This window comes from Streptomyces sp. NPDC036822 (assembly GCF_055609145.1).
The window spans coordinates 923,094-936,948 of the sequence record NZ_JBVJPY010000001.1 but is presented as its reverse complement, the minus strand read 5'-3'; the positions used below and the strand labels follow the sequence as shown (position 1 = coordinate 936,948).

The following is a 13,855-nucleotide window of genomic DNA, read 5'->3' as shown; positions in this document are numbered from 1 at the left end:
CCACCGCCCCGGTACGGGGACCCGGCATCGGCGTTCACCCGGCTCATGGGTGACCGACGGCGGCCACGTCCTCGCCCTCCAGGGCGTTGCTGATCTCCCGGAGACGATCCGGGGGGAGAGCGAAGGCGTTGCCGGGGTTCCGGTAGGAGTGCCCTCCGTCGTTGATCCGGATGCCGTTCAGGTGCCGCCAGTGGGCCGGAGCCCACTGGCCCTGGTTCTCGAGGAGCAGGCGGGCCACCTCGGCGGGCTCCTCGACGACCGTGAGAGCGGCGAGCGCGGCGGTGAGGGCCATGGCCGCGTCGTCGGGAAGCAGCGCGTCGCCGAGTGCGGGGAAGAGCAGCAAGAGCCGGGCGTCGACGTCGTCAACGCCCCCCGTCGCCGGCTGCCGCGCCACGGACAGCAGTTCCGGCCAGGCCATGCCGGGTCCCATGAAGTGACCGTCGTCCACGGCGACCATCGCCGCTTCCGGCCACGCCGGGTGGTGTATCAGGTAGTCCACCCCGCCCTCGCCCTCGACGTTGCGGTAGACGACGTACAGGGTGTGCCCGGAGCGCAGAGGCACGCTGAACACCGGCCACTCGCGATCGGCGGACAGGACGCGAAACAGGTCCGTGGCCGCGTCCCAGTCGGCACCGAACGCGGCTCGCTGCGCGTCCTCGCCGCGCAGGCAGGTGCCGAGGTGCACCGGCCAGAACAACGGGTCGTCCAGGTAGGCGGAGCCCTCGACCAGAGGGCCGCCTTCGTATCCGGGGATCGTCAGCACGCGAGGATGATGGCACGAAGGTCACCCACCGCCCGCCCGGGGGAATCGGCGCCCGCCCGCCGGTGAGGTGGTGCGCGGTCGGCTCTGGCGGGGCGTCTCTTGGCCATCGACGAAGCCCGGCCGTCGGTTGGGTCCCGGACGAGTCTCCGGGCCGCCCCCTGACAGGCCGGGGATGCAACCATTCCCTGTAGAGCTGGAACCCCCTGGAAGCCGACCGCGCGAGGCAGAGCATAGAAGCGGGCACCGACAATGGCCCCGACGCAGGCCCAGCCCACCGGCCCGCCCCGCCCCGCCAAGGGGTCGGTGGCGACCGGCCGTGACAGGGCGGCTACCGAGACGGCCCGGGAAGTCGCAGGTCAGAGCGGCCGACGCCTACTGGTTCGCTCCCGGGGGTGGCGGTCAGGCAAGATGGGGTGTATCTGCCCACTCACTCTTTGCCGGACGGTTTCTCTTGGCTGAGTACATCTACACGATGCGCAAGACGCGCAAGGCGCACGGCGACAAGGTCATCCTCGATGACGTGACGCTGAGCTTCCTGCCCGGTGCGAAGATCGGTGTGGTCGGCCCGAACGGTGCCGGTAAGTCCACCGTCCTCAAGATCATGGCCGGTCTGGAGCAGCCGTCCAACGGCGACGCGTTCCTGTCTCCCGGCTACACCGTCGGCATCCTCATGCAGGAGCCGAGGCTGGACGAGAGCAAGACCGTCCTGGAGAACGTCCAGGACGGCGCCGCCGAGACCATGGGGAAGCTCAAGCGCTTCAACGAGGTGGCCGAGCTCATGGCGACCGACTACTCGGACGCCCTGATGGACGAGATGGGCAAGCTCCAGGAGGACCTGGACCACGCCAACGCCTGGGACCTCGACGCGCAGCTGGAGCAGGCCATGGACGCGCTGGGCTGCCCGCCCGGCGACTGGCCGGTCACCAACCTCTCCGGTGGTGAGAAGCGCCGCGTCGCGCTCTGCAAGCTGCTCATCGAGGCCCCGGACCTGCTCCTCCTCGACGAGCCCACCAACCACCTCGACGCCGAGTCGGTGAACTGGCTGGAGCAGCACCTCTCGAAGTACGCGGGCGCCGTCGTCGCCGTCACGCACGACCGGTACTTCCTGAACAACGTCGCCGAGTGGATCCTCGAGCTCGACCGCGGCCGCGCGATCCCCTACGAGGGCAACTACTCCACGTACCTGGAGAAGAAGGCCACCCGCCTCAAGGTCGAGGGCCGCAAGGACGAGAAGCGCGCCAAGCGCCTCAAGGAAGAGCTGGAGTGGGTCCGCTCCAACGCCAAGGGCCGGCAGACCAAGTCCAAGGCGCGCCTCGCCCGGTACGAGGAGATGGCGGCCGAGGCGGACAAGATGCGGAAGCTGGACTTCGAGGAGATCCAGATCCCGCCGGGCCCGCGTCTGGGCTCCATCGTCGTCGAGGTCAACAACCTCTCCAAGGCGTTCGGCGACAAGGTCCTCGTCGACGACCTGTCCTTCACCCTGCCCCGTAACGGCATCGTCGGCATCATCGGCCCGAACGGCGCCGGCAAGACCACGCTGTTCAAGATGATCCAGGGCCTCGAAGCCCCGGACTCGGGCTCGGTCAAGATCGGCGACACGGTCAAGATCAGCTACGTCGACCAGACCCGCGCCAACATCGACCCCAAGAAGACCCTCTGGGCCGTCGTGTCGGACGAGCTGGACTACATCAACGTCGGCCAGGTCGAGATGCCGTCCCGCGCGTACGTCAGCGCCTTCGGCTTCAAGGGGCCGGACCAGCAGAAGCCCGCGGGTGTCCTCTCCGGTGGTGAGCGCAACCGCCTGAACCTCGCGCTCACGCTCAAGGAGGGCGGCAACCTGCTGCTCCTCGACGAGCCCACCAACGACCTCGACGTCGAGACCCTCTCCTCGCTGGAGAACGCGCTGCTCGAGTTCCCCGGCGCGGCCGTGGTCATCTCCCACGACCGGTGGTTCCTGGACCGGGTGGCGACGCACATCCTCGCCTACGAGGGTGACTCGAAGTGGTACTGGTTCGAGGGCAACTTCGAGTCGTACGAGAAGAACAAGATCGAGCGCCTCGGCCCGGACGCGGCCCGTCCGCACCGCGCCACGTACAAGAAGCTGACCCGAGGCTGACCGTGCGCCACATCTACAGCTGTCCCCTGCGCTGGTCGGACATGGACGCCTTCGGGCACGTCAACAACGTCGTCTTCCTCCGCTATCTGGAGGAGGCGCGGATCGACTTCATGTTCCGGCTGGCGCCGGGGGACGGTTCGCCGTCGTTCTCCGGCGGGTCCGTTGTGGCCCGGCACGAGATCGACTACGTACGGCCGCTGGTGCACCGGCACGCGCCGGTCACCATCGAGTCGTGGGTCACGAAGATTGGCGCGGCGTCGCTGACGATCGCGTACGAGATCAAGGACCCGGGCGTCGTGTACGTACGGGCCTCGACGGTCGTCGTGCCGTTCGACCTCCAGGCGCAGCGGCCGCGACGCATCTCCGCCGAGGAGCGGTCCTTCCTCCAGGAGTACGTCGACGACGGGATGACGTCCGCCGCATGATCGCCCCGCTGCACTTCGCCGACGCCAGGGAGGCGGCGGGCCTCGCCGCCTTCCTGGCCCGGCTGATCCACTACGACCGCGCCGCCGCCGTACGCCTCCAGGCCGGCGGCGGGGCGCTCGCCGTGTTCGGGCGGCCGCCGTCGTTCGAGGTGCTCGCCATCCGCACGGCCCGGCTCGTCGACGCGGTCGACCTCGACGTCACCGTCTCCGCCGGGGAGCTCCTCGAAGGCATCGAGGAGGAGTCCGGCAAGGCCCCCGTCCCCGACACCGTCACCGGACCGCCCTGGGCGGGCGTCCTCCCGCCGCGAGGCGGCTGGGAACCGGTCCCCGGAGTGCCGGGAGTCACGGAGCTGCGCGGCGCGGTCGCCGCGGCGGTCGCCGAATTCCGCGCACGTGACGAGGAGTTGCCGCAGGAGCGGCGCACACGGGCGGAGCGGGACCGGATCGGCCGCGAGATCTGGTCGCGGACCGTCGCCGGCACGGGCCTTCCCCTGCGGGCCGTCCACGCCGCCCAGTCCCTGGGCTTCCTCCCCCCGCACGAGGTGCCGGTCGCGCTCCTCGCGGCGGGCCCGTGGCTCCGGCTGCGCACGCCTTACGGCTCCATCGCCCTGCGCACGGCCCCCTCCGCGCTGACGGTCACCCCGACCGCTCCCGCGTCGCGGCACTGATCCGCCGCCCCGGCCCCGCGCCCGCGCGCGGTCGGGCCTCAGCGCTCCGCGTCGTCCGGCCAGACCCCGATGTGGTCCTCCTCCAGCTCCAGCATCACCCGGTGCTCCATCCGCAGCGCCTCCGTGTACTCCGCCGGAAGCTGGAGCCGGCCCGCCCGGTCGAGCATCGCGTACTCGCGGGCCACCACCGACTCCTGCCCCGCCTCGTCGACCTCCGTGCGGCGCAGCACCTCCGAGGAGGTGCGGCCGTCGCGGATGGCGACCGTGCGGCGGACCTCCGAGGCGACCGTCTGGTCGTGGGTGACGATCACGATCGTCGTGCCGAGCTCCTCGTTGGCGCGGCGGAAGGCCGCGAAGACCTGTTCGCCGGTCGCCGAGTCCAGCTCGCCCGTCGGCTCGTCCGCGAGCAGCACCGACGGCGCGTTGGCCAGCGCGACCGCGATCGCGACCCGCTGCTGCTGGCCGCCGGACAGCTGGTGCGGCCGCCGGTCGCGGCAGTCCGCGACCTCCAGCATCGCCAGCAGCTCCTCCGCCCGGGCCGCCTTGCTCCGCGACCGGCCGCCGCCCCGCCCGCGCAACTGCATGGGCAGGGCCACGTTCTGTGCGGCCGTCAGGTACGGAAGGAGGTTGCGGGCCGTCTGCTGCCATACGAAACCCACCACCTCGCGGCGGTAGCGCAGCCGCGCCTTCGCGTCCATCGCGAGGAGGTCGCGGCCCGCGACCCTCGCCGCACCCGCCGTCGGCACGTCCAGGCCCGCGAGGATGTTCATCAGCGTCGACTTCCCGGAGCCGGACGCCCCGACCAGCGCCATCAACTCGCCCTCCTCGACCAGAAGGTCGAGACCCTGGAGCGCCTGCACCTCCACCCCGTCGGTGGTGAAGATCCGCACCAGCCGGTCGCAGGCGATCAGCGCGTCATGGCCGTAGGACGGCCGGTCGCGGCGCGCGGTGGCCCGCCGCTCCAGCTCCGCGAGGGTGGTGTCGGTGGTCGTCGTCATCGTGCGTCTCCTGCCCTGAGTTCCTTGATCGAGCCCGTGCGCGCGGACCACCACGCCTGGATCGCCGCCGCCGCCCCGGACAGGAGCACCACGCCCACCGCCGGCAGGGCGAGCGACCACGGGTCGGCCCGCAGCGGGGCGCTGTCGAGCGAGGCGAGCCCCGGCGTCGCCGACAGCGCGAGCCGCACCAGGTCCACGCCCGGGGCGAGCAGCAGGATCGTCGCCCAGCCGACGACGGTGCCGCCGACCGAGGCGAGCAGCGCCTGGGGCAGAGCTTCGAGCCCGAGGAGCCGCCGCCCCTGCCGCCGGGTGAGGCCCATCGTGCGCAGCCGGGCGAGCAGCGTGACCCGCTCCGGCGAGGACTGCAGCAGCGACAGGAGGACGGCGAGAACGGCGTAGCCGGCGCCCGTGGCGATGGCCGCGAGGTAGATCCGCTCCGCGCCCGACTGCATCGGCGAGTCCACGTAGGAGGCGCGCCGTTCCGCCCGCGATCCGACGGTGAAGCCGCCCGGCTCGGCGGCGACCGCCGCGCGCAGCGCCGCGCCGTCGACCGAGGGACCCGAGACCAGCAACACGGTGTCCGCCCTGCGGGTCAGGTCGGCGGCGTTCACGAGCAGGAAGTCGGCGCCGGTCAGGGCCGGGGTGGCGGCCCGTACCGCCACGATCCGCACCTTGAACTCGCCCGCCGCCGTCATGAGGTCCTGGGGCCGCGTCCCCAGCCGCTCCGCGACCCCGGGGGAGGCGATCGCCGGCAGGACCCGCTCGTGGTCGACCCACCCGCCCGTGCCGGTCGATGCCAGCAGGCCGGCGGGGAAGGGGCCGAAGCCGGTCCGCCGGGCAAGCCGCGCGTACGACTCCGGCTCCACCCCCACCAACGGCGTGCTGAGCGTCTGCGGCGAGCGCCCCGTCCCGGCGGGCAGCGCCACCCCGTACTCGATCTGGACGGCGGCCACGTCCCGTACCCCCGGCACGTCGCGCACCGCCCGCGCCAGGCCGGCCGGCACCGGCGCCGCCTCCACCGCCCCCGTGACCCGCGCGTCGGCGCCCGTCTCCAGGAGCGCCGCCCGGTCGCGGGCGTCCGCGACCCCGGCGAGCACCGAGCCGCCGAACGCGGCCGTCGTCAGCGCCACGAGCAGCGCGAGGAGCGGCAGCGCGCCGGTCGCCGAGGAGCGCCCGGCGCGCGCCAGCGCCAGATGGCCGACGGCGCCGCGCAGCCTCCGCGCCGGTCGGGCCGCCCACCGCAGGGGCAGCGGCTGGAGCCGTACGAGAACCAGCGCGGCGATCAACGCAAGAAGCACCGGCGCCGCGCTCACCAGGTGGTCCCCGGCGTCGTCCGTGCCGCGCCGGCGCAACGCCGCGACCGCGGCGACGGCCAGCACGAGCAGGGTGAGTTCGGCGACCGTACGGCCCCGGGAGGGCCGGGCGTCGACCAGGTCGTCGCGGCCGCCGTGCGTGAGGGGCCTGCGGTGCGCGACGACCGCGCGCAGCGGCATAGCCAGGCAGGCGAGCAGCGCCACGGCTCCGGCGGCGGCCAGGGACGGCAGGAGCCGGGCGCCGGGCAGGGCGAGGGCCGCGAGCAGCAGCCCGAGGCCGGCGGCGGGCAGCGCGAGGACGCTCGTCTCGCCGAGCAGGCGGCCCCCGATGCCCGCCAGCGAGCCGCCGCGCGACCGCAGCAGCCCCAGTTCGGCGGTGCGGCGGGCCGCGAACAGGCCTCCCGTCAGCACGATCACCACCACCGCGACGGCTCCGATGCCGAAGGCGGCGACCGCGACGACGGGGGCCACGGCCTCGCGCATCCCGCGGTACGAGCCGACGATCTCGTCCAGGCCGGTGGCGACCGCGCCCGTCGGGCCGATCGCCTCACGGACCCGCACCAGGTCCGGGCCGCTGGTGAGCGAGGCGATCGCCTCGCTCAGCCGGGGCTCGTCCCGCGCGTGCAGATGCCCGCCGGAGGGGGCGAGCCGCCAGTACGGCTCGGGGTCGCCGGTGCTCGCCAGGAGGACGGGCCCGGCGGCGGGCGGCAGCAGCAGCCCCGCCTGCCAGTAGTACTTGGCCTCCATGCCGCCGGGCTTGACCGCGTGGGCGGGGGGTGCGCAGGAGCGGTTCGACGGACCAGTAGGCGCCCTGCGGGCGCAGCGGCTCGACGATGCCGGTGACGGTCACGGCCAGCGGGGTCTCGGAGAACAGGGCCGGTATGTGCACCACCGAACCGACCTTCAGCCGCAGCGACTTCGCCGTCCGCGCGGTCACGGCGGCCTCGCTGCCCGTGGCCGGGTCCCCCGTCGCGGGCAGCCGCCCCTCCCGGACGGACACCTGCTTGTCGAGACCCGACGGGGTGGCCAGGACGAACTCGGGCGGCAGGCCGGACGGCCGCGGCAGCCAGGCGTCGAGCCCGGGGACCGGCTTGGTGGTCCGCACCCCGTGCACCGACTGGTCCCGGTCGATCCGCAGCGGCGTCGGCAGCAGCTCCTCCAGCGCGGCCCGCTTCCGCGCCAGCGACGCGGGCCCCGTCTCGGCCGCGCGCGCCTCGGGGGAGAGGTCGGACGGCGGCGGGGCGCTGGTGATGTCGAGGACGGTGTGACGGGGGGCCGCGGTGCCGATGCCGTGGCGCAGGCCCTCCGTCTCGTACACCTCGACGGCGCGGGGGAGCGCGGCCGCGAGGAAGGCGGTGACCAGCACGAGCAGGGCGAAGGCGCACGCCGTGCCCGGCGCGGTCCGCAACCGGGTCCGCACCCAGGGCGCCACGGCGGCGACGGTCTGGCGGGGCATGGGGTCGGTCGCCTTCCTGAGCGGTGCGGTGCGGGGCATCAGTGGTCTCCCCGGCGGGGCGGGTCGGCGGGCCGGCCGTGGGGCGGGGTGGCGGTGGCCGGGGAACGGCGGGGCATCAGTGGTCCCCCTGGTGGCGCAGGCTGACCGCCGGGTCGGTGCGGCGGAGCGCGATCGCGGCGACGATCAGGAGCGGCAGGAGGGCGACTCCGGCGAGGAGCAGGGCCACGTGCCCGGGCGGCAGCTGCACCAGGACGCGGGGGAGGGGCTGCGTGGCCTGGCCGGTCAGGACGACCAGCGGGACGACGGCCCGGGTGAGGACGGTGCCGAGCGCCGTACCGACCAGCAGGCCGATGCCGACGAGCAGGCCCTGTTCGGCGGCGATCAGCCGGGCCAGTTGGCGGCGCGGGGCTCCGAGCGCCCGCAGCACCGCGAACTCCGCCGACCGTTCGCGCGTCGAGCCGGCCGCGCTGACCGCGAAGCCGACGGCGGCGAGCGCGGCCGCGGCGCCGGCCACCGCCATCAGCGCGGAGTTGGGGCCCGCGCCGAGCGGGTCGCCCAGCAGTTCGGCCGCGGCCTCCTCCCGTACGAGGACGTCGGCCGGGTCGGCGTCGGGCCGCGCGCGCAGCGCCTCGGCGACGTCACCGGCGCGGCCCGGGGACGTGGTCAGCCACCACTCGGTGGGCGGGAGGGCCGCCGCGGAGCCGGCGCCGGAGGCCGCGAGGTACCGGTTGGCCGCGTGCAGGTCGATCAGCAGGGCGCCGCCGTCGTCGGGCGTGGTGGCGGGGGCGGTCGCGGCGACCGCCAGGGCGCCCGCGCCGGTGGTCGGCAGCTGCCGCACGGTGTCGACGAGGGTGACCCGCAGCTTCGCGCCGCCGAGCGAGATCTCGACCCGGTCGCCCTTCGCCGCCCCGGCGGCGGTGAGGAACGCGTCGGTCGCCACCCCGGGCAGGCCCGGGGCGCCGGAGGACGGGGTGCCGGAGGACGGGGTGCCGGAGGACGGGGAGAGCGCGCGCCGCGGACCGGACTGCGGGGTCAGGGACGTCAGCAGGTCCGCGGCGGGCCGGTCGGAGAGGTCGGGGCGGAACAGGGCGCCCGCGGCGGCGTGTCGGGTGTCGAGGGCGAGGACGGTCGCGGTGCGGTTGTCCGCGAGGTCCGTCGTGCCGCGGTGCGCGGGCGCGGCCGAGGTGACGCCGGGCAGGGAGGTGTAGCGCTCCGCGTCGGCCGGGTCGGCCGAGCCGTGGATGAGGACCCGGATCGCCGTACCCGTACGGAAGTCCGCCTGGTCCTTCTGCGAGCGGTCCCAGGAGGCGCTCTGTCCGATGGCGAGCATGCCCATGGCGACCGCGAGGACGAGGAGCAGCACCGGGCCCGCGCCGCGCAGCGGGCGGCGGCTGAACTGCCAGCCGGCCAGCGCCGCCGGCAGCCCGCGTCCGCCGGCGGCCCGCCGCTCGGCGAGCCGGGCCGCCGGTGGCAGCAGCCGCAACGTCAGGACGGTGCCGGCGAGGAGGGCGAGGGCGGGCGCGGCGACGAGCATCGGGTCCGCCCAGCCGGTGTCGGGGGACCCGGGTACTCCGGCGGGACCGGCCGGTCCCGCCGGACCGACGGAGGCGCCGGCGCCGGTCTGCCGGTCGAGCTGCCAGTACGCGACTGCCGCGACGACGACCAGGCCGAGGTCCGCCCCGGCCCGCACGGGCGCGGGCAGGGCGGCCGCGCGCCCCTTGCGGAGCGTGACGGCGCCACCGTCCCCCGTGGCCAGCGCGGGCGCCACGACGGCGGCGGCGCAGCAGACGGCGACGAGGGCGGAGACCAGCCACACCTGCCCGGCGGGCGCGTCGTCGAGCCGGAGGCCCAGCGAGCCGAGTGCGGAGCGTTCGGCGAGCAGCCGGGTCACCGGCCCGGCGAGCAGGGGCGCGATCACGGCCGCGGGCAGGGCGAGCAGCAGGGCCTCGACGGCCGCGAGGGAGGCGATGCGGCGCCGCGATCCGCCACGGGCCCGCAGCAGCTCCGTCTCGCCGGACCGCTCGGAGCCGAGCAGCCGGGACACGAGCAGCAGGGTGTAGGCGGCGAGCAGGACCAGCTGCACGGCGACGATGAGGAGCGTGGAGCGGGAGACGAGCAGCGCGCGTTCGGTCTGGGCCAGGACGGTCGGCAGGGAGGTGTGCGCGCCGGCCGTGCCGCCGTACCGGACGGTGTCGGCGGCGACCGTCGGGGGCACGGTGGTGGCCGAGGCGCTCAGCGCGTCCATGCGGCCGGTGGTGACGCCGGTGAAGTCGGCGGTGGCCAGCCAGGACGTCTCGCCCGGGGTGAGCCGGCCGGAGCCGAGGACGGCGGGGTCGGCGAGCAGCGGGCCGTACGTGGTGAACACGACGGTCCTGACCCCGCGGCCGCCGGCCGGGTCGAGCTGCCAGTACAGGTCGGTGAGGTCGCGGGGGCGGTAGACGCCGGTGACGCGGGCCTTCACCGGCTTTCCGCCGAGCCGGTCGGCGAGGTCGAGGACGGTCCCGGGGCCGGTCCGCAGCCGCCGCGCGGCCTCCTCGGGCAGCGCCACCTCGACCGGGGCGGTACCGGCGGGGGCGGGGCCCGCGGTGGGCCAGGCGCCCTCGACGAGGGCGAGCCGCGAGCGGTCCAGCGCGGCGAGGTACGTGAGATCGGGCTCGCCCGCGCGCGCGGAGGGGGCCTGGAGGCTGCGGGGCAGTGCGTAGGCGCCGGAGCGTTCGAGCTTCCGCACGCTCACGGGCAGACCGTCGTAGGTCCTCGCGGCGGCGTCCCGGGCGGCCGCGTCGGCGCTCTCCCGCTGTGCGGCCGGGACCTGCGCGGTGACGACCAGGGCGGCGGCGGGCGCGGAACGGCCCCGCAGGGTGCCCTGGAGCGCGGCGTTTCCGACGGAGCCGGAGAAGGAGGCCAGGGCGGCGAGGACGGACGTCGTCAGAAGAACGGCGAGGAGGGCGGCGGCGAGCAGCAGCCGGTGCGCTCTGACGCGCAGAAGTACGAACCCCGTCACCCATCCCCCTGGAAGCCCTGTACCCGTGTCGAACGTCCGTCGGATACCTGGGGATGCTTTCAGAGCGCACGGGGGCTGGAAACCGCTTGCACCGGGACCTTGACTGGATCGTGACCGTTATCCGGGGCGCAGGCTCCGGAATGCGTCACTCCGCCGCCCGGAGTGCGCGGGCTTCGGAAGATGTCAGTCCGCGGTGTTCACCATCGACGCGGCCGCGTAGGTCAGGTAGTTCCACAGCTGCTGCTCGTGCTCGGGGGCCAGTTCCAGCTCGTCCACCGCCGCGCGCATGTGCTTCAGCCAGGCGTCGTGCGCCGCCTTGTCCACCGTGAACGGCGCGTGGCGCATCCGCAGCCGGGGGTGGCCGCGGTGGTCGCTGTAGGTGCGGGGCCCGCCCCAGTACTGCATCAGGAAGAGGACGAGACGCTCCTCCGCCGGGCCGAGGTCCTCCTCGGGGTACATCGGGCGCAGCAGGGGGTCCTCGGAGACGCCCTGGTAGAAGCGGCGGACGAGGCGCCGGAAGGTCTCCTCGCCACCCACCTGCTCGTAGAAGGTCTGCTCCTGAAGCGTGCCGCGCGGAATCTCATTCACCGCTCCATCGTCTCAGATGCCCCGACCGAGTACCGGAGGTCCAGGACCTTGGCCGAGACCACCCGTCCGGTCCCTGCCGGCCCGCGCCCGGCCTTCGTCCGGTCCCTGTGCGGCCCGCACCCGGCCTCCGTCCGGTCCTCGCCTGCCCCGCGTGGCCGTTCGACTCCGCTCCCGTGGCGCAGGACAGTGGAGGCATGGGCGCACAGGTGGATGTCTTCGCCGAGGACGGCCGGAGGGCGCGGCAGGCCCTCGTGCGGGAGATCGAGGCGTACGGCGCGCTGCGCGATCCCGCCTGGCACGAAGCCTTCGCCACCGTGCCGCGGCACCTGTTCGTCCCCTTCTACTACGTCTCCGGGCCCGCCGGTTACGAACGTCTCTGGTCCGGACACCCCGACCCCGGCCGCCGCGACCGCTGGCTGCGCGGCGCCTACGGGGACGAGCCGCTGGCCACCCGCGTACGGGACGGGGACCTGGTCTCCTCCTCCAGCCAGCCGTCGCTCATGGCGCAGATGCTGGAGGCGCTGGAGGTACGGGACGGGCACGACGTCCTGGAGATCGGCGCCGGCACCGGTTACAACGCCGCGCTGCTCTGCCACCGCCTCGGGGACGGGCACGTCACCACCGTCGACCTGGACGAGGAGATCACCGAGTCCGCGCGGACCCATCTCGCCGCCGCCGGACACGCGCCCGCGGTGATCACCGGCGACGGTGCCCGCGGCTGCCCCGAGCGCGCCCCCTACGACCGGGTCGTCGCCACCTGCACCCTGCCCTCGATCCCGTACGCCTGGCTGTCCCAGTGCCGCCCCGGCGCGCTCGTCCTGACGCCGCTCTCCACGGGCCTGGTGCTGCTGCGGGTGCGGGACGGCGCGCATGCCGAGGGGCGGTTCCTGGCCACCTCCGCCTACTTCGTCGCGCTGCGCGGGGGCAACGCCCGCTTCCCGCGCGCGCGGCCGATGGGACTGCCCCGGCAGGCGTACGAGGACGAGCGGTTCCGTTTCCTCTTCACGCTGGCCGAGGAGAGCCTGGACGCGCGAGAAGCGCTCTCGCTCTGGCAGCGCGAGGGGCGGCCTGAGCGGGAGCGCTTCGGGGTGACGGTGAGCGAGGGACGGCAGTGGGCCTGGCTGGACGACCCCGAAGGGCCGTACGCCTGGCCGCTGCCCGGCGGGTGACCCCGTCCCGGGGCCCCCGCCCCCGGTCTCCCGGGGCCTGTCGTCCTGTCCGGCTATCCGCGGCGGATCGTGATCGTCGTCCAGGCGCCGACGTGCACCCGGTCGCCGTCCTGGAGCGGGACGGGGACGTACGGCTGGATCGGCTCCTCGGCGCCGTTGATCGTGGTGCCGTTGGTGGAGTTCTGGTCCACCACCGCCCACGAACCGTCCGGCTGCTGCACCAGCACCGCGTGCTGGTGCGAGACGCCCGGGTCCTCGGGCGGCACCGACAGATCGATGTCGGGCGACTCGCCGGTGGAGTGCCGGCGGCGGCCGATGCTGATCTGGTTGCCCTGGAGCGGCAGATGCTGCTCGGGGGAGTACGCGGGCAGGTTCAGACCCGACGCCTCCGGACCGCTGCGCTGCATCATCGCGAGGAAGTACTCACGGTCGGGTCCGACGTACGCCGACCAGCCCAAGGGCTGTTGCTGCTGGTACTGCTGGTGCTGTTGCGGCGGCTGATGCGCGTGCTGCTGCGGAGCCTGCTGCTGGTGCTGCTGCGGGGCCTGGTGTTGCTGGGGGGCGTGGTGCTGCGGCGCCTGCTGTTCCTGGGCATGCGACGGCGGCGGCAGCATCCAGTCGTCGTCCGCCCTGCCGGGCGCCTGGGCCGGCGGTGGGGCCTGCGGAGGGCCCTGCTGGTAGGACGGCGGAGGCGGCGGCCCCTGCTGGAACCCCTGAGGTGCCTGCTGCTGGTGCGCCTGCTGGTGGTGCTGCGGCGGCTGGTGCTGCTGCTGGTGGGGCTGGTGCTGTTGCTGTGGGGGCTGCTGGGACTGCTGGTGCTGCGGCTGCTGCGGCATCGGCGGACGCTGCGGGGGCGCCTGGTGGTGCGTGGGATCGGCCGACAAAGGCTCCGCGGGCCGGTTCACCTGCGAGGGCCGCGAACCCTGGTACTCGTACGGATCCGGCTGCCGGCTCGGCGGGCCCTGCTGGAACCCCTGCGGCAGGCTCAGCCCGGGCGGCGGGCTCTGCTGCTGGGAGGGGGGAGCCACCGGCGTGTACGACGTCGCCGTGTTCGTGAGGAAGTTCCAGCGGCACTCCTCGCAGAACGGCGCCATGTGCTCACGCGGGGTGCGGCACTGCGGGCAGAGCTCCGCCTGGGCGGTCGCGTTCGGGTCGCCCCCGGGGCCGAAACCGGCGGAGGCGGGCGGCGGCCCACCAGGAGCACCGGGTCCACCAGGACCGGGGTAGCCGTAAGCGGGCGGCGGCGGGGGAGGCGGCGGTACGGCACCCGCCGGCGCACCCGCCCCGGCCATGCGATGGCCGCAGACCTCGCACCAGTCGTCGGAGACCGACTGGTGTCCGTTCGGGCAGGTCGGCAT

General features: G+C 74.6%; 9 protein-coding genes and 1 pseudogene. 4 read left to right on the top strand and 6 right to left on the bottom strand.

The window, feature by feature from the left end; all coding sequences use genetic code 11:
* Positions 1-43 precede the first annotated feature (43 nt).
* Positions 44-763 carry a hypothetical protein gene (locus ACZ68P_RS04265; RefSeq protein WP_471002264.1) on the bottom strand — a complete coding sequence of 240 codons (720 nt, stop codon included), beginning with the start codon at positions 761-763 and terminating at the stop codon, positions 44-46.
* Between the two features lie 451 nt (positions 764-1,214).
* On the opposite strand from ACZ68P_RS04265, the gene ettA reads away from it, so the two are divergent.
* From ettA to ACZ68P_RS04250, 3 genes are read left to right on the top strand one after another with little or no spacing between them, the layout of a single operon-like run.
* Entirely contained in the window at positions 1,215-2,879 is a 1,665-nt protein-coding gene (gene ettA / locus ACZ68P_RS04260) for an energy-dependent translational throttle protein EttA (protein WP_471002261.1), read from the top strand.
* A gap of 2 nt (positions 2,880-2,881) precedes the next feature.
* The gene (locus ACZ68P_RS04255; protein ID WP_471002258.1) at positions 2,882-3,304 is read left to right on the top strand and encodes an acyl-CoA thioesterase; all 423 of its coding nucleotides are present in this window, start codon (positions 2,882-2,884) and stop codon (positions 3,302-3,304) included.
* The gene (locus ACZ68P_RS04250) at positions 3,301-3,972 is read left to right on the top strand and encodes a DUF8010 domain-containing protein (protein WP_471002256.1); all 672 of its coding nucleotides are present in this window, start codon (positions 3,301-3,303) and stop codon (positions 3,970-3,972) included. Before ACZ68P_RS04255 ends, ACZ68P_RS04250 begins: the two co-directional genes overlap by 4 nt.
* A 38-nt stretch (positions 3,973-4,010) precedes the next feature.
* On the opposite strand, the gene ACZ68P_RS04245 is transcribed toward ACZ68P_RS04250, so the two are convergent.
* The 4 genes and pseudogenes from ACZ68P_RS04245 to ACZ68P_RS04230 all read right to left on the bottom strand — a co-directional run bounded on the left by ACZ68P_RS04245 (position 4,011) and on the right by ACZ68P_RS04230 (position 11,328).
* Entirely contained in the window at positions 4,011-4,970 is a 960-nt protein-coding gene (locus ACZ68P_RS04245) for an ABC transporter ATP-binding protein (RefSeq protein ID WP_471002253.1), read from the bottom strand.
* Positions 4,967-7,739 (bottom strand): annotated as a pseudogene (locus ACZ68P_RS04240) (FtsX-like permease family protein). Before ACZ68P_RS04240 ends, ACZ68P_RS04245 begins: the two are co-directional and overlap by 4 nt.
* A 115-nt stretch (positions 7,740-7,854) precedes the next feature.
* A complete protein-coding gene (locus ACZ68P_RS04235) occupies positions 7,855-10,740 on the bottom strand; it encodes an FtsX-like permease family protein (protein ID WP_471002250.1) in 2,886 nt (961 codons plus the stop codon).
* A 183-nt stretch (positions 10,741-10,923) separates the two neighbouring features.
* Positions 10,924-11,328 (bottom strand): globin, encoded by a 405-nt coding sequence (locus ACZ68P_RS04230; protein ID WP_471002247.1) that lies wholly within the window; start codon positions 11,326-11,328, stop codon positions 10,924-10,926.
* 194 nt (positions 11,329-11,522) lie between these two features.
* Between ACZ68P_RS04230 and ACZ68P_RS04225 the strand changes: the two genes are divergently transcribed.
* A complete protein-coding gene (locus ACZ68P_RS04225; RefSeq protein ID WP_471002244.1) occupies positions 11,523-12,497 on the top strand; it encodes a methyltransferase domain-containing protein in 975 nt (324 codons plus the stop codon).
* Between the two features lie 53 nt (positions 12,498-12,550).
* On the opposite strand, the gene ACZ68P_RS04220 is transcribed toward ACZ68P_RS04225, so the two are convergent.
* Complete coding sequence (locus ACZ68P_RS04220) at positions 12,551-13,855, bottom strand: FHA domain-containing protein (RefSeq protein ID WP_471002241.1); 1,305 nt, start codon at positions 13,853-13,855, stop codon at positions 12,551-12,553.